This is a genomic window from Ketobacter sp., from assembly GCF_003671495.1.
GTDB lineage: Bacteria > Pseudomonadota > Gammaproteobacteria > Pseudomonadales > Ketobacteraceae > Ketobacter.
In genome coordinates, this window is the sequence record NZ_RCHN01000041.1 from 47,429 (window position 1) to 73,864 (window position 26,436).

20 protein-coding genes are annotated in these 26,436 nt (G+C 56.7%); 8 read left to right on the forward strand and 12 right to left on the reverse strand.

What is annotated here, in order from left to right; all coding sequences use genetic code 11:
• Positions 1–10: 10 nt before the first annotated feature.
• Entirely contained in the window at positions 11–286 is a 276-nt protein-coding gene (locus D9N14_RS18560) for a hypothetical protein (RefSeq protein ID WP_290582530.1), read from the reverse strand.
• A 344-nt stretch (positions 287–630) separates the two neighbouring features.
• Here D9N14_RS18560 and D9N14_RS18565 point away from each other — a divergent pair, with 344 nt between their 5' ends.
• Positions 631–1,524, forward strand: a complete 894-nt coding sequence (locus D9N14_RS18565) for a DUF6268 family outer membrane beta-barrel protein (RefSeq protein ID WP_290582532.1) — start codon at positions 631–633, stop codon at positions 1,522–1,524.
• Positions 1,511–2,521, forward strand: a complete 1,011-nt coding sequence (locus D9N14_RS18570; protein WP_290582534.1) for a lipid A deacylase LpxR family protein — start codon at positions 1,511–1,513, stop codon at positions 2,519–2,521. Before D9N14_RS18565 ends, D9N14_RS18570 begins: the two co-directional genes overlap by 14 nt.
• Before the next feature lie 5 nt (positions 2,522–2,526).
• Here D9N14_RS18570 and D9N14_RS18575 read toward each other — a convergent pair whose 3' ends face one another.
• The 4 genes from D9N14_RS18575 to D9N14_RS18590 form a co-directional block, all read right to left on the reverse strand.
• Positions 2,527–3,549 (reverse strand): hypothetical protein, encoded by a 1,023-nt coding sequence (locus D9N14_RS18575; RefSeq protein ID WP_290582536.1) that lies wholly within the window; start codon positions 3,547–3,549, stop codon positions 2,527–2,529.
• 80 nt (positions 3,550–3,629) lie between these two features.
• Entirely contained in the window at positions 3,630–5,321 is a 1,692-nt protein-coding gene (locus D9N14_RS18580; protein ID WP_290582537.1) for an amidohydrolase, read from the reverse strand.
• 222 nt (positions 5,322–5,543) lie between these two features.
• Positions 5,544–6,455, reverse strand: a complete 912-nt coding sequence (locus tag D9N14_RS18585) for a DMT family transporter (protein ID WP_290582539.1) — start codon at positions 6,453–6,455, stop codon at positions 5,544–5,546.
• 24 nt (positions 6,456–6,479) lie between these two features.
• Positions 6,480–7,121: an NAD(P)-dependent oxidoreductase gene (locus D9N14_RS18590; RefSeq protein ID WP_290582541.1), complete on the reverse strand. Its 642-nt coding sequence runs from the start codon at positions 7,119–7,121 to the stop codon at positions 6,480–6,482.
• 158 nt (positions 7,122–7,279) lie between these two features.
• On the opposite strand from D9N14_RS18590, the gene D9N14_RS18595 reads away from it, so the two are divergent.
• The 3 genes from D9N14_RS18595 to D9N14_RS18605 all read left to right on the forward strand — a co-directional run bounded on the left by D9N14_RS18595 (position 7,280) and on the right by D9N14_RS18605 (position 12,815).
• Complete coding sequence (locus D9N14_RS18595) at positions 7,280–8,200, forward strand: LysR family transcriptional regulator (protein ID WP_290582543.1); 921 nt, start codon at positions 7,280–7,282, stop codon at positions 8,198–8,200.
• 84 nt (positions 8,201–8,284) lie between these two features.
• Positions 8,285–9,673, forward strand: a complete 1,389-nt coding sequence (locus D9N14_RS18600; protein WP_290582545.1) for an acyltransferase family protein — start codon at positions 8,285–8,287, stop codon at positions 9,671–9,673.
• A gap of 52 nt (positions 9,674–9,725) precedes the next feature.
• Complete coding sequence (locus tag D9N14_RS18605) at positions 9,726–12,815, forward strand: error-prone DNA polymerase (RefSeq protein ID WP_290582547.1); 3,090 nt, start codon at positions 9,726–9,728, stop codon at positions 12,813–12,815.
• Here D9N14_RS18605 and thpR read toward each other — a convergent pair.
• The 3 genes from thpR to D9N14_RS18620 form a co-directional block, all read right to left on the reverse strand.
• The gene (gene thpR / locus D9N14_RS18610; protein WP_290582549.1) at positions 12,812–13,384 is read right to left on the reverse strand and encodes an RNA 2',3'-cyclic phosphodiesterase; all 573 of its coding nucleotides are present in this window, start codon (positions 13,382–13,384) and stop codon (positions 12,812–12,814) included. The genes D9N14_RS18605 and thpR overlap by 4 nt on opposite strands.
• A gap of 108 nt (positions 13,385–13,492) precedes the next feature.
• Positions 13,493–14,209 carry an OmpW/AlkL family protein gene (locus D9N14_RS18615; RefSeq protein WP_290582552.1) on the reverse strand — a complete coding sequence of 239 codons (717 nt, stop codon included), beginning with the start codon at positions 14,207–14,209 and terminating at the stop codon, positions 13,493–13,495.
• A 187-nt stretch (positions 14,210–14,396) separates the two neighbouring features.
• A complete protein-coding gene (locus D9N14_RS18620; RefSeq protein ID WP_290582553.1) occupies positions 14,397–15,338 on the reverse strand; it encodes a chemotaxis protein CheV in 942 nt (313 codons plus the stop codon).
• Positions 15,339–15,514: 176 nt separating this feature from the next.
• Between D9N14_RS18620 and D9N14_RS18625 the strand changes: the two genes are divergently transcribed.
• Entirely contained in the window at positions 15,515–16,732 is a 1,218-nt protein-coding gene (locus D9N14_RS18625; RefSeq protein ID WP_290582555.1) for an EAL and HDOD domain-containing protein, read from the forward strand.
• Between the two features lie 34 nt (positions 16,733–16,766).
• Complete coding sequence (locus D9N14_RS18630; RefSeq protein WP_411267960.1) at positions 16,767–17,561, forward strand: TatD family hydrolase; 795 nt, start codon at positions 16,767–16,769, stop codon at positions 17,559–17,561.
• Here D9N14_RS18630 and D9N14_RS18635 read toward each other — a convergent pair.
• From D9N14_RS18635 to D9N14_RS18645, 3 genes are all read right to left on the reverse strand, one after another.
• Entirely contained in the window at positions 17,542–17,799 is a 258-nt protein-coding gene (locus D9N14_RS18635; protein WP_290582557.1) for a glutaredoxin family protein, read from the reverse strand. The two genes, D9N14_RS18630 and D9N14_RS18635, sit on opposite strands and share 20 nt — an antisense overlap.
• A complete protein-coding gene (locus D9N14_RS18640; RefSeq protein ID WP_290582559.1) occupies positions 17,796–21,845 on the reverse strand; it encodes a hypothetical protein in 4,050 nt (1,349 codons plus the stop codon). The genes D9N14_RS18635 and D9N14_RS18640 overlap by 4 nt, the downstream gene beginning before the upstream one ends.
• 201 nt (positions 21,846–22,046) lie before the next feature.
• Positions 22,047–23,303 carry a DUF5610 domain-containing protein gene (locus D9N14_RS18645; RefSeq protein WP_290582561.1) on the reverse strand — a complete coding sequence of 419 codons (1,257 nt, stop codon included), beginning with the start codon at positions 23,301–23,303 and terminating at the stop codon, positions 22,047–22,049.
• 213 nt (positions 23,304–23,516) lie between these two features.
• On the opposite strand from D9N14_RS18645, the gene D9N14_RS18650 reads away from it, so the two are divergent.
• Positions 23,517–24,797, forward strand: a complete 1,281-nt coding sequence (locus D9N14_RS18650; RefSeq protein ID WP_290582564.1) for a hypothetical protein — start codon at positions 23,517–23,519, stop codon at positions 24,795–24,797.
• Here D9N14_RS18650 and D9N14_RS18655 read toward each other — a convergent pair.
• A complete protein-coding gene (locus D9N14_RS18655) occupies positions 24,792–26,384 on the reverse strand; it encodes a hypothetical protein (protein WP_290582566.1) in 1,593 nt (530 codons plus the stop codon). The genes D9N14_RS18650 and D9N14_RS18655 overlap by 6 nt on opposite strands.
• Between the last annotated feature and the right edge of the window lie 52 nt (positions 26,385–26,436).

Sequence of the window (26,436 nt, forward strand, 5' to 3'; positions counted from 1 at the left end):
GCCTCGACTGTTATTGTTCGCACTTTTTCATGGCCACGTTTTCAATGTACTCGGAAACACCCTTGTCGCTCTTCAAATCCGCTACGGAAAAGTGTCCAACCACGTCACTCAACACACATGCGCAGAGCGACTTGTATTGGTCTCCACCAGAAGACTCAACGCAGGAATCCAGAAACGACTTTTTATACGACTTGAGAAACTCGGCATCCGATTGATCGGCCGCCACGGCGGATGAGATACAGAAACCACTCAAAACCACTGACAGCAATACCGCGATTTTTTTCATTGACGCATCCTCATAGAGAAGGGAACAAGATTCTATTAGAGCATAACAGTTTCAATATCCGCCAGCATCATTGTATCCGGGCATGCTACCAATGGGATGGCACTAGAAATCATATTCTAACCCATGTAGAACGCCAGCAGACCATTCGATCAGATTCTTTCGCCACCAAGCTATTGTAGTAACTGACTGAGAGCGATGTTAATATCATCTCCTCAAGCCAAAAACTTCAAGTATGTAAGCTGGCTACGTGGCCACTACCAACATCTTCCGGATGGTAAATGATCCCGTGTAAACTCCCAGCAGGCAGATCGCTATACTTTACCCTATTTATTACCTGCTTCTGGATGACACCCAACACCGGCACGCCAGCCCCAGCCGAAAATATAATCGAAAGGTTCGCGCAAAGCGATTTTGTTTTCCAGCGCATCACCACCAACGTACCTTTACCCCCCCTTGTCTATATTACTGTTAACGACTATCGAGAACTCCAGCTGGATATAGACAACCAAGCATCGCAGTACAGTCATAGATCTTTGTCTCAGGCAGCTGTTCTGCCTTTTCTGGTTTCACCGCGCGACGCCCTGGTAGTGGGCGAATGGGCCGCCAAGCACCGATTTACAGCCCACGACAACAGCGGGCACTCTTTCTCTGTCACATCCCTTGGCCTGCCGATAGGATGGGTACGGCAGATAAATTATGACTGGCAATTAGCATCTTTTGTGTTTCCCACTGCCTATAAAGCCGATCTTCCTGAGTCGGACTGGAGTGAGGAATGGATGGGCGGTGTTTTTGGACGCTACGTACAACATGAAACATTATGGTGGGGATTTGGCTTGTTTATCGATATCAACCCCGGCACCAACCTTTATCTGCCTTACCTTGGGTTTTCCTGGGCCTATACCAAGGAATGGACCATAAGCGCAGTGATGCCCTGGCCGGCGGTATTGTATTCCCCAAGTGAGAACACCTCGTTCCGACTGGGAATGTCCCCTTCCGGAACATCCTGGTTCATCGACCAAAAGGAATCGGAAATCTACTATGAATGGGATGGCTGGAACTTGGGTTTAACCTTGATGCAACGCCTGCAGGGGAACTTTTGGTTGGAATTGGAAGCCGGCGTTTCTGGACTGCGCTCTTTGAGCTTTACCGACGGAGAATGGCAAGGCTCCGACATCAAAGGCAACGACACGCCCTACGTGGGGCTGCAGTTGAGCTGGAGGCCCGATGAATCGCCCTGATCTCAAGCTTGCCCCCATCGTATTGCTGTTCGTCACCCACCACAGCCTGTGCCAGACGCAGGAGCCCGGTAAAACCTGGCATGCTGTCATCTGGGAAAACGATTTCATCGCAGATGATGACAGCGGTTACACCAATGGCATTGGTTATAGTTGGGGTTACCAGGATTTTGGTGATATGAGCCAATCCCCCCTGCCTGACTGGTTACAGTTTGTCGCCAGACCTCTGCCCGGATATCAGGACACCAACAAGCAGCACGCCATCAGTTACCGGGTGGCTCAGGCCATGTTCACCCCAGCTGATATTGATGTTAACGAACTGATTGAGAATGATCGCCCCTATGCCGGTTTACTGTTATGGCGGGTGGCAACACATCATTTCGATCACCACGTTTCTCAACGGTACGATCTGACCCTGGGCCTGGCTGGACCAGCATCCGGTGCCGAGCAGGTACAAAACGCCATTCACCAACTGATCGGGGTCAACCAGGCTGAAGGTTGGGATAATCAAATTGGCAACGAGTTGGTCTTTGCGATATCGACAGAACAACTAAAACGACTGCACAAGGGAATGTTATCAGAGAAGCTGGAATATGACTGGTTCCTTGCAGGGCGCGCCGACGCAGGCACCTTACATAGCGAATTAGGCGTCGGTTTTGGATTTCGCTTTGGCCGCAATCTTGACAACAGTTTCGCCGGTGCCAGCATCATGCCAACAAGAAACCCAAACCCAATGACCTGGTCATTGAAGCGGGAATGGCACGGATTCATCAACATCTATGGAAGCTATGTGTTTAATGACATAACCATTGACGGCAACACCTTCAAAGACAGCCACTCCGTCACCCTCAATCATGAACAGCTGTTTGTGGTAATGGGCTTTTCCTATAGCAAGGAAAAATGGGGAACCACTTTTTCCATACAGGACGGTTCTGACCCTTTCGAAGAAAAATCTGAGAATGGATTATTCGCCAGTTTCTCGTACAACTGGCATTGGTGAAAACACTAGAACGACTGCCCGAATCGCATGTAAAATCCATTGTTTCCTGATTTTCCAAAGGCAAAATCAAAGGTCATCACAATATGTTCCTCCTCCTTAAGCGTGATCTGACCACCTGCGCCAACGGAGGGATAGAGATTTTCAGTATCCGTACACTTCGATCCATCACCATATAGACAGGCCACACCCGCGAAAAAATTAACGCCAAAACGCCCGCCAATGTGCACACGCTCCTCAAATTCGATCTGTGTTGAATGAGGTGCCAGGTACTGACCCCGCGTGTAGCCTCGCAAAGCCACACTGGAATAACCACCGGGGCTGGCATCAGAGGTCCAGCGCCCGGACAATTGATACGCCAACACATTACCGTCACCGTGAGGTAGATACTGTTTCAGCTTCAACGTGTAAACATCAAAGCTTTCCTCCCCACCCAGGGCTTCACGATAGGCAAAATTTTCCAGCGAAAACAGCGTCCCGGAATCCGGTGCATTCTGGTTGTCGCGGCTGTCGTACATGGCAATCAGTCCCACAGCCACAGAATCGAAGCCGGTCAAACCAAGGGAATCAAGCATGTCGTTGATAGAGCCGTCTTCGGAGAAAATCAGGTAGTTGGTGTATGTGCCTTTAACCCCGGCATACCAGTTATCCCTGACCTGCTGTAAATAGCGGGCCTGCAACGCTTTCAATTGGTCCGTAGTCTGCGCCGGCATCCCGGAACCCAGAAAATCCTCGTAATCGTTGTTGATCTCGCCACCACCACCGAACACGATCAATCGTTTTCTGTCCTGGTCCCAGAACGTTCGCAACACCACACCACCCAGCAGAGAATCGGTCGTGCTATAGGTACCACCCACCGCAACCATGGACGAGGTGGAATCCTGATCCAGCTTAAACAGATACCCAGCCATACCACCAGCAGAGGTGCCCACTTTGGGGTCGCTGCTCACCAGGGGAACCGCCAACCAAGGCGACTTTTCGTCTTCAGCCTGTTGCGAGTTCTGGTGTGTATCAACGGCTCGAGCGCCCATGGAGATCCCCACCACCAAAATCAGTATGCAGCACTTGAAATACATATAATCCTCTAACTTGCTCAACCTCTCATGGCGCATCACATGGCGTAAACAGTATTGCCTTCTTTTATGGTCTCAACCACAGAGATATTCATGATGTTGGCCGGATCCACTTTCAGGGGGTTCTTATCCAATATTACCAAGTCCGCCAGCTTACCGACTTCCAATGTGCCTTTGCTGTCCTCCTCGAAATATTGCCAGGCTGCCCAGGACGTCTGCGACTGCAGGGCGACATAAGGGGCCACTCGTTGCTCAGGGCCCAGAACCTGGCCACTCCGAGTGAGACGATTAACCGTAATATGCAACACCATAATGGCACTGGGTAGCGCAACAGGCGCATCATGGTGAGTGGTAAAGATCATGCCACGTTGCAAGGCAGACCCCGTCGGTGATATGCGGGATGCCCTTTCCGGCCCGAGAGTTTCATCCCGGTGCCAATCCCCCCAATAGAACGGATGCATGGAAAAAAATGAAGGAACGATTCCCAGGGTCTGCATGCGATCCAGTTGATCTTCACGCACCGTTTGCGCATGAATCATGACGCTGCGCCGATCTTCATTGCCAAATTTTTCAGCCGCTTTCCCCATGGCGTCGATCATCGCCTCAGACGCCGCATCACCATTGCAATGGACCAGCAGCTGCCAGTTGCTCTCGAAGGCCATATCCACCAGCTGCTGCCTTATGCTGGCTTCCGGTATCGCAGGGTAGCCTCTGTAATCCTCAGCCTGACCGGCGGGTGGCACTTTATAGGGTTCTGTTAACCAGGCCGTTTTACCCTGGGGGGAGCCGTCAAAACTGAGTTTTACACCGGCCACACGAAAATGATTGGTGTAGTCGCTTTCGGTCCCGATCGATTTTATGTACTCCGTCTCTGACTGTAGATCAGGATAAGACGCCACGTCTATTTTCAGTTTGTTTTCTGCCGCCAGTTTTCGATACATCACCACCGCATCTTTTGTGGCCCGGCCATCCTGCGCGGTGGTAAAACCGAATTCGGCATAGGCTTCCGCACCGGCCAACGCGATCCTCTCCTGATTTTCCTCTCCCAGGGCAGCCATCAAAGGAAACACGGCCTGGAAAAAGCCCATTTCCTCCAGCACGCCATTAGGTGTTTTACCATCGGCTTCCCGTCGAATGATACCGCCTACGGGATCTTTGGTATTCGCATCGTACCCCACCATTTCAAGCGCCTTGTGATTCATGGAGGCCAAATGGCCGGACTGATGAATAATCAGCACCGGATACTCCGTTGACACTCGATCAAGGTCATCCGCGGTGGGATGACGCCTTTCTTTTAATTGGGAATCATCATAGCCAAAGCCCGCAATCCACCCACTGTTCTTCACGGCCTGCGGATTATCTTTCTGGAAGTTTTTCAGGAGTGTGACCAAGGCATCAATACCATCCCCATTACCATCTGGTGGTGGCAACAAATTGGTGGTCAATCGTTGAATACCAGCAAGATAAATATGCCCATGGGCATCAATGAAGCCGGGTAGGAGCGTTTTGCCCTTCAGGTCTACCGCCGATACAGTTTCTCCAGCGATCGTGATGGCCTGATCGTAAGTACCGGTAAAGACAATCTTACCATCCCTTTCGATCAGAGCTTCAACATACTCCGGCTCATCACCTGCCATGGTGAGAATATCACCACCAAAATACAGCGTTGCCTGTGATTCTTTTACGACGTCCTGCTCACATCCCGCCAACAGTGAAACCAGAAAACACAATCTGATAACAATCCTCGATCGCACCTTACACCCCGCGTTATTGAAATTATTCCAGTCCTGACTCGCGTGACTAGTGTTGCCTCACTCGATATCAATTTCAATCATTTCAGCGGAAATCGAGGCAGGGGGGGGGTTAGGAAGATCGTGTTTGTCCGATCGAGCTGGGGCACCTGGAATTTCTTCCAAAGTCAGTCATTTTACAGCCGAACACCGAGAACATTCCTACGCTTTAACGCACACCATCGCTCGTCTCGCACCTATGACCAGGCAAATGATCCCTCCGGCAACCAACAGCGCACTCACCACCATACCCGGTAGCACGGGCTCACCCAACAACCCCATTGAGATCGGCACACCAAATATCGCACTGACAGCTCCGATCATACTGATCAGAACTGGACCGCCCTGTTTCTGCACGACAAACATCAACAAAAACTGGCCAGCGAACACCACGGATTGAACCGCAATCAATACAACGCGGCAGCCCTCAACAAACACCCCCTGAAGCTGGGAATCCGCCATAAAGGAGTACACAACCAGCAGCCCCGTACCCATAATCAACATACCGGGGGCTAACGCTTCCGAACTCACTCCCGGAGGCCAGCGTCGACTTCGATACAGATTACCCAACGCCAGCAATACCGGGCCAAACAACGTCAGTATTATCCAAACTGTCTCTGCACCTGGCGCCAACCACTGCTTCATCACCAGTATTGCTGTTCCCACTAATGCTGACAAAACACCCAATGCACGCCACCAGCAAAACCGTTCCATTCGGAACATCAATGCTCCCGCATACGTTAACAGGGGCGGCAAGGCAATCAGCATCGCCACAAAGCTCGCTCCAAGTCGGGGAACCGCATTAAAGAAAATGATGTTGGCCGCCACGGTCGTCAAAAGGCTCGACACTAAGAAATATTCAAGTGTTCGTGGTGTCAGCTTCGGTATCTGTCTGCGCCATAGGGAATACCCTAGTAACACCACAGAAGCTCCCATCATGGACCATGTCAAATAGGTTGTTGGCGCCATATTCCAACGATCAGCCACTTTCACCAAGTTGGTCGTTAGCCCCAGCAGAAACCCCGTCGCCAATAATGCAACGATGGCAATGCCCTGTGCTCTGATGACGTTCACATCAATCGCCTCCCCACAAAGCCACTAGTACGCAACCGTAAAACGTGGGTTGCGAAACCCAGGGCGCTCGATTTCATCCAGCATCGCCACCACCAGATCGGCGATGGAAATCCGTGAACGGCCATGGGCATCCAGCAGCAGTTCATCCCGCCCGATCCGGTAGGAGCCGGTGCGCTCCCCCTCAAACAGCTCCGCAGGCGGACTCAGATACGAAACGTCCACCCCATGCGGTTCCTGACACACCCGGTATTGCTCCAGGCTGGCCTCACCCACAGGGCGCAGGTGGGGGCTGAGAAAGCGGGGATCATCCAGCAGGAGCCGACCATCGCGATCCGGCACCTTGAGGCGGGCGGCACCACCCACCACCATCAGTCTTGCGCCGGAGGATGCCATGCCCTGCAGCAGGGCCCTGGTATTGTCCGCGATGGCCTGTTCCTCTCCCGCCGCCGGCCGGGTGGCATTCACCACCACGGCCTGACCCGCCACCAGTTGCGCAACCTGCGCCCGATTGCCGATGTCCAGCGCCCGTGTCACCACCTGGGAGGGCAGGTCCTGCAGTCGATTGAGGTTGCGGGCAGCCGCGGTGACGTGGTGCCCCCGGGCCAGGGCTTCGAACACGGTGCGCCGTCCGACTGTGCCGGATGCCCCCAGAATGAGAATCTTCATCGTTTGCTCCTTTCGAGATGATCTGTATAGATGATCTGCGTAGTCATGGATTCGCCACTAGACTAATGGAGCACAAAGGAAAGATAATCCACCCAGCCAAGAACTCTTTGTTCACATATATTTACTAATAGTACCCCTGCCCCCCAAGGAGCCAGACCATGGACTCACTGACCGATATTGCCGTGTTTGTAAAAGTGGTCGAGCAAGGCAGTTTCACCGCCACCGCGGAACATCTGTCTTTGTCCAAGTCGGTGGTCAGTAAATACGTCAGCCGGCTGGAGGACCGCCTGGGGGCCCGACTGCTGAATCGCTCCACCCGGCGCATCAGCCTGACGGAAGTGGGCCGATCCTTTTACGAGCGCAGCCAGGTGGCCCTGCAGGAGATTGCCGAGGCGGAGGCAGAGGTGACCCACCTGCAAAGCGAACCCCGGGGCAGGCTGCGCATCAATGCCCCCATGTCCTTTGGGATTCTGCATCTGGCACCGGCCATTCCGGCGTTTCTGGAGCAGTATCCGGAGTTGTCGGTGTCGATTCAGTTTGATGATCGCAAGCTGGATCTGATTGAGGGTGGGTTCGACGTAGCCCTGACCATTTCCAATCTGGCGGATTCGGCCCTGGTGGCACGGCGCCTGGGGCCCTGCCAGCACTGTGTGGTGGCATCGCCGGAGTACCTGTCCCGGCACGGCACCCCGCGTCACCCGGAAGAGCTGCAGCAGCACACCATCGTCGGCTATCAATACCAGGAATCGGCCCACCAGTGGGAGTTCATCGATGCCCGGGGCCAGTCCACCCGGGTCCCCATCACCGGCAAAGTGGAGATGAACAACAGCCTGGGCATGCGGGAAGCCATCCTCAACGGCGCCGGCATCATGCGCGCCCCCAGTTTCGTTGTGGGAGAGGATATTCAGCGGGGGCGCCTGACATGCCTGCTCCCCGCTTATCGGACGTTGGAAATGTCCATCTATGCGGTCTATCCCCAACGCCGCCATTTATCACCCAAAGTCAGGGCCTTTGTGGACTTCCTCAGCCAGCGAATCGGGGCTGTGCCCTACTGGGATGCCCGCTGCCCCCGGCTCTGATTGCATTTCTCTACACGACGGCACTTGGTCCCGGCCCGGGCTTGCAGTAAAGTCGTTTGTCATTAAAACAATAAAATTGATGTCATGAATAACAAACCTTCTACGTTTTTAGCTTCCCTTGGGGAAATCTGGTCCGTCAAACGCAACCTGAAGGCCCTCACCGAAGACAGCTCTGGCACGTTCTACCTGATCAATGGCCTGCGCTTTTTCGGCATGGTCTGGATTCTGATCGCCCATACGGTGTTCGTGTACAGCCTGTACAACGGCAAGGACATTTTCTTTCAGTCCCTGGAGGACTCGCCCTTTTACCTGTGGTGGATCTGGAATGCGGACAAAGGGGTGGACCTGTTCTTTGTGGTGAGCGGTTTTCTCATCAGCCTGATGTTGTTGAAGGAGCAGGCAAAAACGGGGGATATTCAGCTCAAACGGTTCTATTTGCGCCGCTACCTGCGCCTGACGCCCCTGTACGCGGTGATTGCCATCATTTTCTGGGCGAGCGGCGCCCGCAACCATGAGTGGATCTGGGCCAACCTGCTGTACGTGAACAATTTCCTGCATCCGGAGAACATGGCCCTGCAATGGACCTGGACCCTGGCGGTGGAGGAACAGTTCTATTTGCTGCTGCCCCTGATCCTGCTGTTCATCGCCAAATCCCCGCAACGCTCGTTCATGAAAACCATGCTGGGATTGCTGGTGCTGTCATTCCTGGTGCGGGCCGGGGTGCTCTACTATTACGATGAGCTCTGGTACGGCAACTACCGGGATATGCTGGCGGACAAATCCGTGTCCATGATTTTCTACGGCAAGTTGTACGATAACCTGGCCACCCGCTTCGGCCCCCTGATTGTCGGGGTGATTGCCGGTTACGGTTACTGTTTTCACCAGCAGGCCATTCGCAACTGGGCCACGGCGACGCCCTATCGCCCCCTGCTGCTGAACGTGCTGAGTATGGGCACCATTGTGTTCTTTATGTATTTCCCCATCATCGAGTCCAGATTCAGTGAACCCGGCAATGGCCTGCGCCTGTACCTGATTTTCAACCGCACGGTGTTCAGCATCGCCTTTACCTGGTTCATGATGTCGGTGTTCCTGCAGCTGAGCCATGTGCGCCTGTTCTCCTGGTTCTATTCCCTGAAGATCTGGCATCCCCTGGGCCAGCTTACCTATTCCATCTATCTGCTGCATTTGATCGTGATCCTGATGGTGGTGTTCCCCATCAATAAGTATGTGCAGACCCTGGAACTCACCCCGGCACTGGCCATGATCATCACCGTGGGCCTGGGGGCCTTGCTGTCGCTGATCGTGTCGGTGATCCTGGGCGTGCTCTGCTGGATTCTGATTGAAAAGCCGTTTCTCAATATGCGGGACCTGTTCGCGGTGAATCGGGGGGCCACCAAGCCAATGCAAGATCCTGAGCCCGAACCAACGCCCGAACCAACGCCCGATCCGGTCACCCGCGAGTCGCGGGCATAGACCCAACCCGACCATCCCACTATACTGTATATTTTTACAGTATAGTGGCTTCATGTATTCCGAACTGCATTGCTTTACCAATTTCAGCTTTTTGAAGGGCGCCTCCCACCCGGAGGAGCTGGTGCAGCAGGCCAGCGCCCTGGGTTACCAGGCCCTGGCCATTACCGACGAATGTTCGGTGGCCGGGGTGGTCCGTGCCCATGTGGCCGCCCGCGACCTGCCTCTGCACTTGATCGTAGGCAGCGATGTGGTCACCGAGGAACAATTGCACCTGGTGATCCTGGCGCCGACTCGCAGGGCCTATGGCCAGCTTTGTACGCTGATTACCCGGGCCCGCGGCCGCAGCGAAAAAGGTCATTACCAACTGAAAGTAAACGACCTGCACCCGGCCACCCACGAATGCCTGTTCATCTGGCTGCCGAGCCCGGGCCAGTGCCGGCAGCCGGATGCCGCCGCCCAACGCTTGCTGGAGTATTGCGGCGATCGGCTGTGGATCGGTCTGGAGAACAACCTGCGGCAGGGGGATCACAGCCTGCTGCAACAGCGTCAGTTGCTGGCACAGCAGCTGGGGCGCCCGGTGGTGGCCTGTGGCAATGTGCATTGCCATGTGCCGGAGCGACAACCCCTGCAGGACATCCTCACCGCCACCCGCCTCAATACCCACGTCCACAGCGCCGGGTTTCAACTGCATGCCAACCGGGAAACCAGCCTGCGTCCGCTGCAGGAGATTCAAACCCTGTATCCGCAGGAGGCCATACGGCAAACCCGGGTGATTGCCGAGCGCTGCCAATTCTCACTGAACGAACTGCGCTATGAATACCCCCGTGAAGTGGTGCCCCCCGGCCACAGCGCCCAATCCTGGCTGCGGCAGCTGGTGGAAACTGGTGCCACTGAACGCTGGCCGGAAGGCATTCAACCCCGGGTGCGGGAGCAGATTGAAAAGGAGTTGGCCCTCATCCATGAGCTGCGTTACGAGTATTATTTCCTGACCGTCCACGACATTGTGGAGTTCGCCCGCAGCCAGAAAATCCTGTGCCAGGGCCGAGGCTCCGCCGCCAACTCTGCGGTCTGTTTCTGCCTGTTCATCACCGAGGTGGACCCGGCCAAGAGCAATCTGCTGTTCGAGCGTTTCATTTCCAAAGAACGCAACGAGCCACCGGACATCGACGTGGACTTTGAACACGAACGGCGGGAGGAAGTGATCCAGTTCATCTACCGCAAGTACGGACGTCAGCGGGCGGCACTGACCGCCACCCTCATCACCTATCGCATCAAGAGCGCCATCCGCGATGTGGGCAAGGCCATGGGCTTCGACCAGACCCTGCTGGACCAGCTGGCCAAGTCCATCGCCTGGTGGGATAAACAGGATCAGCTGCCCACGCGATTGCAGGAACTGGGCATCGACATCCGCAATCCCCGCATCAAGCAGTTCAAAAAGCTGGTGGACACCCTGTTGGGGTTCCCCCGTCACCTGTCCCAGCATGTGGGGGGCTTTATCATTTCCGCCGGGCCTTTGGATCAGCTGGTGCCCATCGAAAACGCCACCATGGCAGAACGCACAGTGGTGCAATGGGACAAGGACGACATCGAGGCCCTGGGGCTGATGAAAGTGGATGTGCTGGCCCTGGGTATGCTGAGTGCCATCCGCAAAAGCTTTGACCTGATTAACGATCTACGGGGTCAGCAGTGGACCCTGGCCACCCTGCCCCAGGAAGACCCGGATACCTATCACCTGCTGCAACAGGGGGACAGCGTGGGTGTCTTCCAGGTGGAATCCCGCGCCCAGATGGCCATGCTGCCCCGGCTGAAACCCGCTTGTTTCTATGACCTGGTGATCGAGGTGGCCATCGTGCGCCCGGGCCCCATCCAGGGGGATATGGTGCATCCCTTCCTGCGTCGTCGCCAGGGACTGGAGCCGGTCAGTTATGTGAGTGAGGAAGTAAAACAGGTGCTGCAACGCACCCTGGGCGTGCCCATTTTCCAGGAGCAGGTGATTGAGCTGGCCATGGTGGCCGCCGGTTTCAGTGCCGGTGAAGCGGACCAGTTGCGCCGGGCCATGGCCGCCTGGAAACGCAAAGGGCAGTTGCAGAAATATGAAGAGAAACTGGCCCAGGGGCTGTTGTCCCGGGGTTACAGTATCGACTTCGCACAACGGATCATTTCCCAGATCCGCGGCTTTGGTGAATACGGTTTTCCGGAATCCCACGCCGCCAGTTTCGCCCTGCTGGTGTACGCCTCCGCCTGGCTCAAGCGCCATGAACCGGCGGCCTTTTGTTGTGCCCTGCTCAACAGCCAGCCCATGGGGTTTTACTCCCCCTCCCAGCTGGTGCAGGATGTGAAACGCCATCAGGTTGAAGTGCGTGGCGTGGACGTGCAATACAGCCAGTGGGATCACAGCCTGGAAGCCGATGCCCTGCCGCAGCATCCGCAGCGGCAACCGGCCATTCGCCTGGGGCTGCGGCTGGTAAAAGACCTGTCCCGCCAGGGTGCCGATACCTTGCTGCAACAACGGGGGCAGGCGGCCTTTCAATCCATGACGGATCTGCAACAACGTTGCCGCCTCAATAAACGGGACATGGATGCCCTGGCCCACGCCGATGCCTTTGGCTGCTTTAACCAGCATCGCTTTCAGGCCCGCTGGGAAGCCCAGGGCCTGCAGCAGGAATCCCCCCTGATACAACAGCAGCATCAACCGGAATCCGCAGTGGAACTGCCTGCCCCCAGCGAGGCGGAAAACCTGAACGAGGATTATCACAGTCTGGGCTTAACCCTGGGCAAACACCCCATGGCCCTGTTGCGGGATCATCCGCAACTGAAAGGCTACAAGCGCCATCAGGACCTGTATGCACTGGGCCACAAACGCTTTGTGCGCATTGCCGGCCTGGTGACCGGCCGCCAGCGCCCGGGCACCGCCACCGGGGTGGTGTTCATTACCCTGGAAGATGAAACCGGCAACAGCAACATCGTGGTGTGGCGGGATCTGGTGGAACGTAACCGGGCGGCAGTGGTGCACGCCCGCATGCTGAAAATCAAAGGGGTAGTGGAACGGGAAGGTTCCGTGATCCATGTGATCGCCGGGCAAATCGAAGACTGCAGTCACCTGTTGGGTGAGCTGGAAACCCGTTCACGGGATTTTCATTAAGCCTCAGCAGCAAGCGGCAATGTCCACAGCGCTGTGTACTGGGCACCGGTTGGGGTTAGACGACTTTGATAGAGCACCATCGACTGCACGGTCAACGTCAGCGTGCAGGGCTGGGGTGGCAATGGCCAGCGCTGGCCCCGGGGCAAGCGCCCCAATGTAACATGGGGCCGATAACGACGCTCATTCGCCAGCACACCCGCCAGCGTATCCACACCGAACAACACCGATCGAATGTCCGTAAGCCAATCCTGCAACCCATCAGCAGACTCCAGTTCCAACGCCACAATGGCGGAATTGGCATCGGGGAAACCACTGACCACCTGCGAGCGTAACGTAAACTCCGGGCGCGACGCGCACACCGGCTGCAAAGCCGCCCGCAGCTTAAGGGCCGGTGCCAGGGGCTGATCCCCTAAAAACAACAGCGTCATATGGCGGTTAACCGCACTCACCCAGCGCACGGAATGGGCCTCAGCGCAAGCGCTCAGGGCTTGCACGCGCAGATCCAGCGCCGCGCTCAACGGGGGTGACAGCGGTACACCCAGAAAACATCGAATCGTCTCTTCACTCATAAGGCCCTATTGTGAACGAAAAACCGGAACGAAAACAGGAACGAAAAAAGCCCCTCGTGAAGAGGGGCTAAACCTAGAGAGTAAAGATGTAAAGCGTAAGAAATCGGCTTAGAATTTGTAGCCCAGGCCAACCATGTAAACGATGGGATCAATATCAACGTCTGCGGTGATCTTGCTGCCGTCGTCGTACTTGAAGGTTGCCGTGGTGTCGATATCAATCATCCACACAGATGCGTTTAACACCAGCGTATCAGAGATGGCGTAGTCACAACCCAACTCGAACGACAACCCGATGGAATCATCCAGTTCCAGGCTTTTGGCATCACCCAACCCCAGGGACGTGGTCACTGCATCCAGCTCAGAATCCACCTCTTCATCAAAGAACACGGTGTAGTTCAAACCAACGCCCACGTAAGGCTGCAGCGCAGAGTCAGAACTCATGGGGAAGTACTGCACACTGACGGTGGGAGGCAGATGTTTGACCTCAGCGGCATCCACCACTGTACCCCCCAGATTGGCGGTCACCTCGTGGGAAAACGGCGTTGCTGCCAGCAGTTCCACACCCACATTGTTGTTAAGCATGTACATAACGGTAAGACCGATTTGAGTATTGCTGCCAACACCCACCGATGAATCAATATCAAGCGGGGTATCACTCAGATTGGTTCCATTCAAAGCAAGTTCAGAGCTGTCCTCCTGGGGGTCAACCAACGCAGCACCGGCACGCAGCACCACATCACCCTGCTGATACGCCAGGGCAGATCCGGACGCCAATGCCACACCCAACGCCAAAACAGATACTGAAGCTTTTAATTTAGCAGCCATGTTATTCCTCGACTTTTCTACGTTAAAACAAGAAGCTGAAAACTTAAGATGGGGGTAGTCTAGAGATTGGCTGGAATGGAATCATGATCTGAGTCAACAACTGCCGACCCGGCTGCGGCCTAGCAAAGGTCTAAATGACTCAGATCAAGTTTTTGCCAAAGCGAAAGAAATGGAAGAAGAATTGAGATCAATGGGAATACTGTTGCAGATAGTCCTTGATGCGTTCCTGCACGGTGATGGCAAGCTTGTCCGGCTCGAATTTGGAAAGAAAGCCATTACAGCCCACTTTCTCCACCATGGCCTTGTTGAAATTTCCACTCAGGGAAGTATGCAGAATCACGTGCAGATCCTTCAGGCGGGGGTCGTCACGAATTTCCCGTGTCAGCCGATAGCCGTCCATCTCCGGCATTTCCGCATCCGTGATCACCATAGCCAGCTTGCGACTGACGTCAATTCCCTGCTCCGCCCACGATTTCAGCATCTTCAGCGCCATAGCACCATCACTGGCACAAATCAGTTTGACACCCAGTTGCTGAACGGTTTCCTTCACCTGCGACAGCCCCACCGAGGAGTCGTCCACCGCCAGAATCTCAATGCCCTGGGCCTGGTTAACCAGCTCCTGATCCACCAACTCCGGATTGACGCGGGTGTTATAGGGGGACACTTCCTGCAGCACCTTCTCCACATCAATCACCTCCACCAGCTTGCCGTCCAGTTTGGTGATGGCCGTGAGATAGTGGGATCGCCCCGCACCCTTCGGTGGCGGCATGATTTCCTCCCAGTTCATATTGACGATGCGATCCACGGATTTCACCAGGAACGCCTGCACCGTCCGGTTGTACTCGGAGATGATGATGTTGCAGTGGGTGCGATCCTCCAACGGGCCCAGGCCAATGGCTGCGCCCAGGTCAATGACCGGAATAGTGCGACCCCGGGCATGGGTAACACCCACTATATGAGGATGGCTGTGGGGCATGGAAGTCAGCTTCGGCATGGTCTGTACTTCCTGGATTTTGAACACGTTCAGGGCGAACAGGCTGCCCCGCTGCAGCTTGAATAACAGCAGCTCCAGGCGATTTTCACCCACCAGCTGGGTGCGCTGATCAACAGAATCCAGTATACCGGCCATGGTCCTTCCAATTCAGATTATCGTAGACGCTATATCAGTGTAGACCACCGGAGAAGCCACCCCATTATTACGAATGGCTATATTGTGTAATTTCCTCTCCAGTATCCCCGGCCTCGTCTAGACTGAATATCAGATATAACGCAATTACGTACGTTTAACGCCACAACGGAATAAGAATGGATTCGAACCCTATTCTACTTGCACGTCAGCCCATCTATGACCGCGACCTAAACCTCTTCGCCTACGAGCTACTGTTTCGCCCTCCCCACCCCTCCGACTGGGTCTGGGATGGGGACATCGCCACCTCGCAGCTGGTGATGAACGCGTTCACCGAGATCGGCATCGACCGGGTATGTGACTATCGCACGGCCTTCATCAACTTCACCCGGAAATGGCTGGTATCGCCGCCCCCCTTTGACGCCCGCCACGTCACCGTGGAGGTGCTGGAGGACGTGGAGCCGGACGCGGACGTCATCGCCGGGGTAAAAGCGCTGAAAGAGGCGGGCTTTACCATCGCCCTGGACGACTTTGAATTCGACGCCAAATGGCACCCCCTGCTGGAAATGGCCGAGATCATCAAGATTGATGTGCTGGCCCACAACCAGGCAGAGCTGGAAGTGCTTGCCGCCCAACTGAAGCCCTATAACGTCAAGTTGCTGGCGGAGAAAGTGGAGGATTACGAAACCCAGGAGCGCTGCAAGGATCTGGGATTTGAGTATTTCCAGGGATTTTTCCTGTCCCGCCCCCAGAACGTGCACGGCGCCCCCATGCCCGCCAACAAGATCGTGGTGATGCGGCTTTTGGCAGAGCTGCAGAACCCGGAAGCCTCGGTTTCCAATCTGGAGAGCATCATCACCAGCGATATTGCCCTTAGCACCAAAATCCTGCGCATCTGCAATACCGCCCAGTTTGCCACCCTCAGCAAGATCGACAGTATCCGCCGTGCCGTGGTCCTGCTGGGCATGAATACCCTGCGCCAGTGGTCCAGCCTGATTGCACTGTCGCGCATGTCCGACAAACCCTGTGAGCTGATCTGCCTGACCCTGAGCCGGGCACGGATGATGGAGCTGCTGGCCCAGGCCGCCGGTAAAGAAAACGCCGACGTCTATTTCACCGTGGGTATGTTTTCCTTCATCGATGCCTTTTTTGACCAACCCAAACAGGAACTGCTGCAGTCCCTGCCCTTCGACGACAGCCTGAACGACGCGCTGTTACATTTTGGCGGCGATACCGGTAAACTGCTGCGCAACCTGATTGCCCATGAACGGGGTAACTGGGGCGACATTGACTGGCAGGAGCTGGCTGAACTGGGGATCGAGGAAGACCTGTTTGAGCACGCCTACCTGGAGTCACTCCAATGGGCCACTGAAATCATGAAGTCCCTGCTGGAGTAAACCCGCTTTTTATTTCACACAGGATAAAACCACGTTGGAACTGGTGGATATCGGCGTCAACCTGACGGACAAGGCCTTTGCCAACGACCTGGACCAAGTGCTGGTGGAAGCCCGCCAGGCCGGGGTGAACCAATTGATTGTGACGGGCACGAATCTGCAGGAATCCCGGCAGGCTGTTGCGCTGTGTCGACAACACGGGCCCGGGCTCTGGTGTACCGCCGGCGTCCACCCCCACAATGCCAAAGAATGGAGCGACCGCCACTACCAGGCTTTGAAAGCTTTGCTGGAAGACCCGTTGGTGGTGGCCATGGGGGAAACCGGGCTGGACTTCAACCGCAACTTCTCACCACCCCAACAGCAATTGTTCGCTTTTGAGGAACAACTGAAACTGGCCGCCGAAACCGGAATGCCGTTGTTTCTGCACGAACGGGATGCCCACGAAGCACAATTGAAACTGCTGCAACAATACCGTTCACAGTTGCACGGTGGCGTGATCCACTGCTTTACCGGCAGCGCGGAAGAACTGGATCATTATCTGGAGCTGGACCTGTATGTGGGCATCACCGGCTGGATCTGCGATGAGCGCCGGGGCTTGCACCTGCAGGAACTCATTCACCGAATTCCACCACAACGCCTGCTACTGGAAACGGACAGCCCCTATCTGCTCCCCCGCACCCTGCGGCCGAAGCCCAAATCCCGCCGCAATGAGCCCCGCCATCTGGCCCACATTACCGAGCAGATCGCGCCCATGCTGGGCACCGACCCGACATCGCTGGCCGCACAAACCACCCGCAACGCAGCCACCCTGTTCAAGCTAGAAAATCCATAAGCGCCTGCTGGTCAAAGGGCCAGTTCAGCTCAGCGCCATCCTGACAGCGCTGGATCACGGGAATGCGCACACCATAACGCTCAATCAATCCATCCTGATCGGCGATGTCGATCTCCTGAACCTGAAAATACTCGGGATTCAAGGTGGACTGATAGACCTGGCGGGCCACATCACATAAGTGGCAACCCGCTGTGGTGTAGAAAATCAGGGCTTCACGATTGGCTTCTGCTTCGCTCATGACCGGTTCGGCTGCGCCTCCATCTCAGGTTTTGTCTGCTCTTTTTCCACCCCGTTTTCCACCTCTTTGGCGCGCCAATGGCCGTCCAGGGTGAAGGCCGCCCAGGCCCACTTCAACCAGCGCAGGATATACACCACCAGCCACAATGACCAGACCAGCATCAACAGGCGATACACCCAGATGGGCAACGACACAAACCAGGCAGATTGCAAAGCCCCCTGCCCACGATCCACAAACCAGTTCAACGCATACTGACTGGAGCCGTTGCCGGTCACGCCCATGTCCGGGCTGCCCATCAGGCCCTTGGGCACCGCCGCCAACAACAGGGCCAGGGTGAGCAGGCTGAACAACACAATGAATATCTGCAACAGATTGAACTGCAGGCGGGTCAGGCCACGCACCCAGGGCTGCTGACGCTGCTGCAACAGCAGGAACCAGAGCACCACCACCACAATGGTTTGAACCCAGCCAGTGCACAACCCCACCATCAGTATCATCCAGTGCCAGGTACGCAGGGGGAGCACCTGTAGCCGACCCAGGGCGAAGGCCACCAGCATCAGTACCAGCAACACACCCCAGAACAGGATGGCAGGCCCCATGGCGGGCCCGCCCACAAACAGTACCCAACGATTGCGCGGCACGCTGACCTGCAACTGGTGATTGACGTAGGCATCTTCAATATCCAGCAGAGGGGTCTGATTGCGCCAGCCCATACCATCGGGTTGGCGCCAGGTCACTTCGATCCAATGCTGCCCGGGATTTACCGGAATGATCAGTTTTGGGTTCAGCTCATCCACCGCGCGTAGCTCGCCGTCCACCGTCACCGACTTCACCCGCGCTGTGGCCGGCAGTTCAATGCGTTGCTCACTGCCTTTACTGGTGATCACGTGCAGACGCAAGGAACCGCTGGATTCGCGCAACCCGGGCTCCCAGTTCTGCTGCACCTGATCAATGGTTCTGGTGGCTCCCTCCATGGCCGCAGGGCGGCTGATAGTAAGGCGCAGGCTTTCACCGGGGTACGGGAACCAGCGCGGCTGCCAGCCACCGGACGCCACCGGTTCCTTAATGGGTGCCAGTCCTTCGTATTGCAAATGCCATTGGGGTGAGACCTCCACCTGCCAGCGTTCCGCCCAGTGGGCAGTCTCCTCGGCCAGCAGCGTCAACAAGGTGGTTTTTTCCAGGGACGAGAACCACACCACGCGGTTTTCACCAGGGCGCAACACCACCTTGGCCCGGCCGGACTCCACAACCACTTCACGGCTGGTCACCGACTCCCCTGCCAGCAGGGGAATGTCCAGATTGATGCCACCGTCCAATGGCGCCACCCGCTGCACCCGGGTTTCCATATACCAGTTCATGCCCAGGCGCAGAATGCGTTCCACCGTGACAAAGGGTGCCATAGGGTCTGGGGCAAGCTGGGAGGACTCCGTACCCAGTGCAGGGCGCGCTGCATCCCTGGGATGAAAGTGCACGGTATTCGACAACATGCGACCGTTATCAACACCCCGCACCAGAAAATCGTCGCTGCTCACCAACAGGTTGTGCAGCGGCACGGCAAAAGTAAGTTGGAAAGGGTTACCGGATTCCAGCAATCCACTGGCGCTGAGGCGGTGCTCGCCCGCCGGCACATACACGTTGGCGACGCCGCGGTGCGAACGCACAGTATGGGGGGCGCCATCCAGCAATACGCTATCCAGGTGCCACTGGTTCTGGCTGTCCGGCAGCGCAAAGTACACCGCCTGGCGGGCATTGACGGTCAGGGTGACCGTGACCCGGGAGCCCTGGGTGCGGATCAGCGCCTTCACCACCGACAGACAGGCCGGGTGACAGTTCTGTTCCTGCAGCAACTGTTGAGTCAGTTCCTCCAGCAGAGCCGGCTGCGGAAAATCGGCCCGGGCTTCCGGGCTCACCGGCAGCAGCAACAGGGCAAACACCAGGGCCACCCCAGTGGCATGCGTCGGTGCCGACCACAGGGACCATTGCCACCGGCCGCTGCGTTTTGACAAACCGAACAACACCGCCAGCACTGCCAGGCAAAGCAGCACCCGCAACCAGCACAACACCCGGTTTTCGATGGGTTCCAGCAACCACAGGGTAATGGATTCACCGGCGGTGACCGGGCCGGACCAATGCAGATGGGTGCGCTCCCAGCCCCAACCGGGTAAGCCGGGCCCCGTTTGTGCCGCCAGGTTGGGGTCGCGCTGTTCCAGGCGGGGCTCCTCCAGTTTGCGCTTCATGGGCGCGACGGATGCCAGCACCACCTCGGCCTCCGCCATGGCGGTTTTAGGTGACACCCGCGCCACCTGGCTACCCAGGCCATAACCCTCCGCCACATCGTCAGCGGCCATCTGGCCATGCTCTCCCATGCGGTTCCAGGGTTGCTCCAGCTGGGGATACAGGCCAATGCGGGCCTGCTGCACCATAAAACCCACCAGCCACAGCAGCAACACCAGCGCACTGCCGCTGCCATAGAACGTCAGCAGTTTCCGGAGACGCCCGGCGGGCAGCAACAACACCAGAGCCAGCACCGCGATGACGTTTAACAATAGATAAAGAAACTCCGTGGCTTCCGGGTAGATCAGCAACAACGCCACCCCGCAAACCACCGCCGCCAGCACACCCCGCAACCGCAACATGGCCGCAACGGTGATCAACACAATGAACACATCCCACACATTCCAACTGTCCATCCAGGTATTGCTGGATCGCTCCATGCCGGCGGCCATCATGACCCGCCAGCCCGGAGGCACATGCAGAATAGCAGACAGGTGCTCCACATCGTGCTGCCAACCCACCGCCGGCAGCCGTTGTTTATGGGTGCCGGGCTTCAGGGTAATCCGGCTCAGAGCCGTCGCCTGCAGCTCCCGCTCCCGCACCTCCACTCCCTGCTGCGCCTCACTCAGGGTGATCACCTGGGGTTCACCATTCAGGGTGAGGCTGCCCAGTTGCTGACGGTCATCCACCTGCAGGCGCCAACCCCGATTCATGGCGCCCTGTATCTGATCGCGGGCGGTAAAGCCCTCACCATTGAAGTCCAGCCAAAGATCCCGGTTCAGGCTGAGCTGGTTGGGGGAAGGCTGGGGATCGCCCCGCCGCAGCTGCACCAGGTTCATGGCCTGACCCTGACGCAGATGATAGGCAGGCCAGGCCTTCCAATGCTCCGGCAATGCGGTTTGCGAGGGGTCAAGCGCTTCCACTCCTTCCACCCGGACCTGCCTCAGTTCCGGCCGGGCTTCGAATACCCAGACCTCCTCTTCCGGCCAGAACCCGGTGTCGGCGGTTTCAAAAAAGACCTGTTGCAACGGCCCGTTGTGGTGGGCCTGCAGCAACACCTGCCATTGGCCCGGCCGCAACTGAATGCGCAACCGCCCATCCGCATCCAGGCGCGCCGGCAGGGGGCTGCGAATTTGCCGCGGAGTGAACGCATCGAATAGCAACTTGCCCAGCACCACCTCCCGCGCTTGACCGGCCACTTCCAGGTCCACCCGGGTTTCCATGACAAAAGGAATACTGTCCACCAGATGCCGATAGACCCGCACCGTGAGTTTGTCTTCCGATTCCGCAGCCGGTTCTGATTTGACCTGTCGCTGGCTGAACCACAATCGATTTTCGCTATCCAGATTCGGCCGCTCCACGGTTTCGCCATTCACCTGCAGGTCCAGCAACGCCACCGCGTCCGGCAAGGGCAGAAACTCCGGAATCCGGGACCAGGGGATCACGCCGGCAATCTGGTGGGCACCGGGCTCCAGCCACACCACCGGCTTGCCCTGCTGCTCCAGTACCAGGCCGCTCACCGCGTTCACCAGCAGCGACTCCGGCCAATAGCCCTCACCACCGGGCAACGGGACATTGCCTGCCTGAAACACCTGCCAACGCTGTTCGAAATGCATGCCGGCCGCCGTTACCCGTAACATCAGGCGGCCGGGCCACTGGCACTGATGCACGGCACTGCCGGTGGGGGCCTTATCGGACTGGGCCACCGGGCAGCGCAATGCCGGGTGATCCTTCAGGGCCCATTCCTGCCAGGGGCGCAGCGGTTCGGGCACCGCTACCGATGCTGTTGCAAGCACGGGTGAAAGACAGCACAACAGCCCAAGCAAAAACAGGCGGCACCAGCTCATGGGTGAAACTCCCAACGGATCAGATGATGAGAAAGCAACAAGGCCCGAAAACGGGCCTTATCTATTCAGGATAAACAGCTTATACGGGATCAGACAGCCACGCATAAGGTTTTTTTGAACCGGTTCTCAAGCCAGTGCCTCGATGAACCGGCGGAATCCTTCACCGTACCCCTGTCCGGTGTCGGCATCAGAATGCAGACGGGCAATCAGCTCCCGCAGCAGTTGCGGGGCTTCCAGGCGGCCACTGTCCAGGCCTTGCACCTGCTGTCCCGCCTGCTCCACCTGTTTGGCAAATCCACCCAACCGGGGCAGCACATCAGCAAACCCGTTCTGGCGCGGCGCCCCCATCATATTGTCGATGGCCACGTAGGTGTCGCGCACGGCCACCGCCTTGGACTGCTGGATATCCACCGCAAACGCCGCCAGCTCCTCACTGTCCATGCCCACGTTCATGGCCTGGTCGAACGCCATTTCCACGTCACCGGCATAAAAGGTTTCCGCCACGCTGTTCACCTGCGCAAACAGATCGCGCAGCGCGCTCAACTCCCCTTCATCCAGCTCCCCTTCCACACTGAAGGCGACGTTATCGTATTGGGTATAACCGGCCTCCAGGCCCTCCACCAGAACACCATCTCCGGCCAGCCGGTACTGATTGGCATAACCACTTTGCCCGGAGCTGACGTGCAGGGTTACCTTGTCCCCATCCTGGGTGATCACCTCCAGATCAAAGCTGCGATCACGCTGGAACGCCACCTCAGTGCTGCGGTAACCTAACCCCGGCGCGGCGGTGGTCGGGGCAGGCCCAGCGGTGTCCGCAGCCGTTTCCAGATCCACGCCGAACAGTTCTTCACCCAGGGCTTCCAGTCCGTCCGCCAGCCCGGTCACCGTGGCATAAAAATTATCTTTCACTGCGCCTGCGAACAGACCCTGTTCCTGAATAATCCCTTTCGCTTCCCGCAGGCCCTGCTCAACGCCCTTCACGGCCTGCTGGTACAGTGCCTGGATCTCTTCTTCCGATGCGCCATTGGCACGCTCGGATTCCAGACGCTCGCGGATAAACCCCAACACCCGATCCGTGACCGCCTGGGGGGAAAAATCCGTCGCGGCAGGAACGCTGCCGGCGGACGCTGCGGACGTTGTTGCAGGGGTTGTGGGTGGAGTTGTTGCAGGCACTGTCGAGGAGGGAGCCGACGCAACTCCAGCGGTTGCCTTGAGTTGCAGTCGCTCGTACGCCACCGCCAACGTGCGCTCAATCTGCACAGACCCGGTGACGGCCATGCCTTGCTGCACCGTCTGCTTCTGGCCCCAGCCGTGACGTCGCCCTGGCATGCCATAGTCGGCTCCAGAGAAATTGTGTTTTAACAGGGGGTTACATGCATGCATGGCTTTGGTCTCCCGAGCATCTGGGGCTCAGCATGAGTGGGTCAAGCGGGGGCCGACAGCCACAACAGCCCCATTCAGTCGGGTATCGGCCGCAGGGGCAAAAACTTTAACTAAAATTTACGCCAGCATTTCAACACCTTAAGTTGCTGATTTTGTGCAAGCCCCGGCATCATGGGCCATACTGAATGGCAGGAATTCCAGATAGGTTAGGTAATGTCGACCGAGCTAATCATAACAATCCAGGTGGTGTTCGCCCTGATCGTGGCGATCGTGATCCTCCTGTTGATCACCCGGCGCCAGAAGCAGACCATTACCCAACTGAAAGACATCCTCACCTCGGTGAAAGAGGAGATCAGCGGCGAGAACCTGACCGGTTACCTGCAAATGGAACTGGATGACACCACTGCCCATTGCGCCCAGGAAACCGTAGCCCTGCGCCCGGAGCTGTCGGCAGAGGACATGGCCATTTCCCTGCGCTTTATGGTTTTGCAGGCAGAGCTGGCCCTGGTGCAGGACCGTGTTGGTTCGGCCCGCACCCCGTGGAGTGAAAAAATCAGGAATTACATCGGCCTGGCGGAAAAAGTACTGGAGCTGAGCAAGGCCCGGGTGGATCACGCCACCAAAACCCTGAACGACACCCACAACGAGGAACTGGCCGCCAAGGACGAATCCATCACCGCGCTGGAGACCGAGAAACGTATTCTGCAGGAACAGCTGGATAACCTGAAACCGCTGGTCACCTGCCTGCAAAGCGCAGCCGAAACCGAGCAGCCGCGCAACGACCTTGAGCTGAAGCTGCACAAAGCACTGCTGGGCATCTGTGAGAACTTTCCCAACAGTGAGCAGCTACGGGAACTGGTGTACCTGCTGCATGAAGCCTATTACGAGTCGGGCTCCGAATCAGCCCCTGGATCAGCTTCTGAATCCGCCACTGAATCGCCTTCTGCCGCAGCCGGCAGCGAGCCCCCCACCAATTTCGCCCAATCCCAGAACATCGGCATTCTGAACAACATCATCGACCAGCAAAGTGCCACCATCAAAACCCTGAAACAGCAGATCGAAACGCTGGAAAATCAGCAGGAGCGAGATGCCCTGGAGCAAACGGTGGACAGCCTGGACGATGTGATTCGCCAGGGCAGTGAGTGTCTGGATTCCATCAAGCAGGACATCCCCTTTGAAACGGACACGACCCTGGATAATCCCAAAGCCGGTGAAGTCATCGACCAGTTCATCGAGGACAGCGCCGCCATGGTGGAGAAGATTCACATGCTCTCCAACCAGAACAAACAACTGATGCTGGAGAACGACGAGATGCGGAAAGCACTGGAATCGACTTCAGAAAACGAAGACCCCATGGTGGCCGGCTTGACTCTGAAGCTGGAAAACCAGCAACAGGAATTGATCACACTGCAGACCCAGTTCCAGGATCTGGAAGAACGCTACCTGACACTGTACGAAGAAAAGCACGGCAACCGCGCCCCACCCATGCTATGACGGTGGAGGACTTTTGCGAGTCAGATTCTCTGCCACCTTGGAGATGTTCTTTTTGAACGCCGGGTCCACCAGCTCGCTCTGCACAAACAGCTTACTCACGGCATCTTCCAGTTTCTTCAGGTCCATGTTGAGGCGTATGCTGTTTTGGTCACCCGGCGCGATGCCCAGGCTTTTACGCATTTCCTGACCCAACATATTGATTACCCGGCTCAGTTTATCCTTCTGCTTATCCAGGTTGCGCTCAAAGGTCTGGAACACATCATGGCTGCGTACAATCAGCGCGTCCACCTGGGCCTTCTGTTTCTGCACAGAACTTTCCGCCAGGATCGCCTCATAGCGAGCCTGCACTCCACGCATCAGTGACCCCAGATTATCCACCAGCCGGGCATAGCGTTCCTCATCCTGGCGCGGTGGGTCCTGGATCAGGATGCAGCAGTTCGCTTCGAACAGCATGAGGTGAGGGTCCTCCACTTTCTTGGCGGCGGGAATACGGCTGTTGAGTTGGGAAACCAGTTCCTCATTGCCCTCCGTTTGCGGATAAAAGCGGTAGCCATCCGCAGCAGCCACCCCCACCACCGACTTCAATCCAAACGCATTGACGGATTTGACCAGCTCGGCAGCCAACTGCTGATGCGTGTGACATTTGAAACTGGTGAGCATAAAAAGAATGATGATCCCCAGATCAGAATTGGACATAAATGCACTGTAAGCCGCATCGGAGGTGGTGGCCAATTCCCGTTCCAGGCCTTCGATCTTTAACAGCAGCTGCTGCGGGTCGGCATCCAGCATCGCCTCTGTCAGGGTTTCCTCACCGGTGAGGATCACCACTTCGTCTTCGTCGTTTTCCTGATAACGTCCGCTTCGCCCATTGGCATCGTTGGCCAGCTTCAACTGCATGTTCTGCTCTTCCAGACGGGCGATTTCCTGCTCGAGTGCAGCCAGGCGGGTATCCCTTTCCTCCAGCGCTGAATTCAGCCCAGCCATTTTCTTGTGTGCCGCAGCGAGTACTTTATCCTGTTGGCTGTTTTTGCGTTCCATCTCCTGCAGCTGCTTTTCCAGTGCCGCCATGACATTCTTTTGCATGTCGGCATTGGCCTGGCTGAACTCGGCTTTGGGCTTGGTGGGGGGTGGCGCATCCTCTGCCTCGAACAGCAACCCGGCTTCCTGTTTGAGGCGCTTATCCAGATCAAAGAAAAAGGAGCGAAAACGATCGGAATTGCTCAGGCGATCCTTGTAAACCTGCAGCAGGGTATCCGGGCGCATTTCCCGCGCGGCGATATCCAGGGTCTGCACAAATTTTTCGTGGGTCAGATACGCCAGCACCACCGGTTGCAAGCGGGCCTTCAGCACCCGCCAATAGTTGTGTTCGGCGCCATTGAACGGAAGGCAGGATCGCTCCGCTTCCAGGAACAGCAGCCGCAACATGGCAACCTGCTGGTCGACGCTGCCTTCCGGGTCCAGCAGGGTCGGATCAGCGACACCCAATACCTGCAGGCGCTGCCGCGTATCCTGTAACGCATCGGCGATGAATGCCTCAACGCTATTCACATCCGTGGAGGGTTGTTGATCGACAGAATCTTTCGCCATTGGGCCACCTGAACGCCTTTCCATCATTAAAGATTAGCAAAGAATTCAGGTG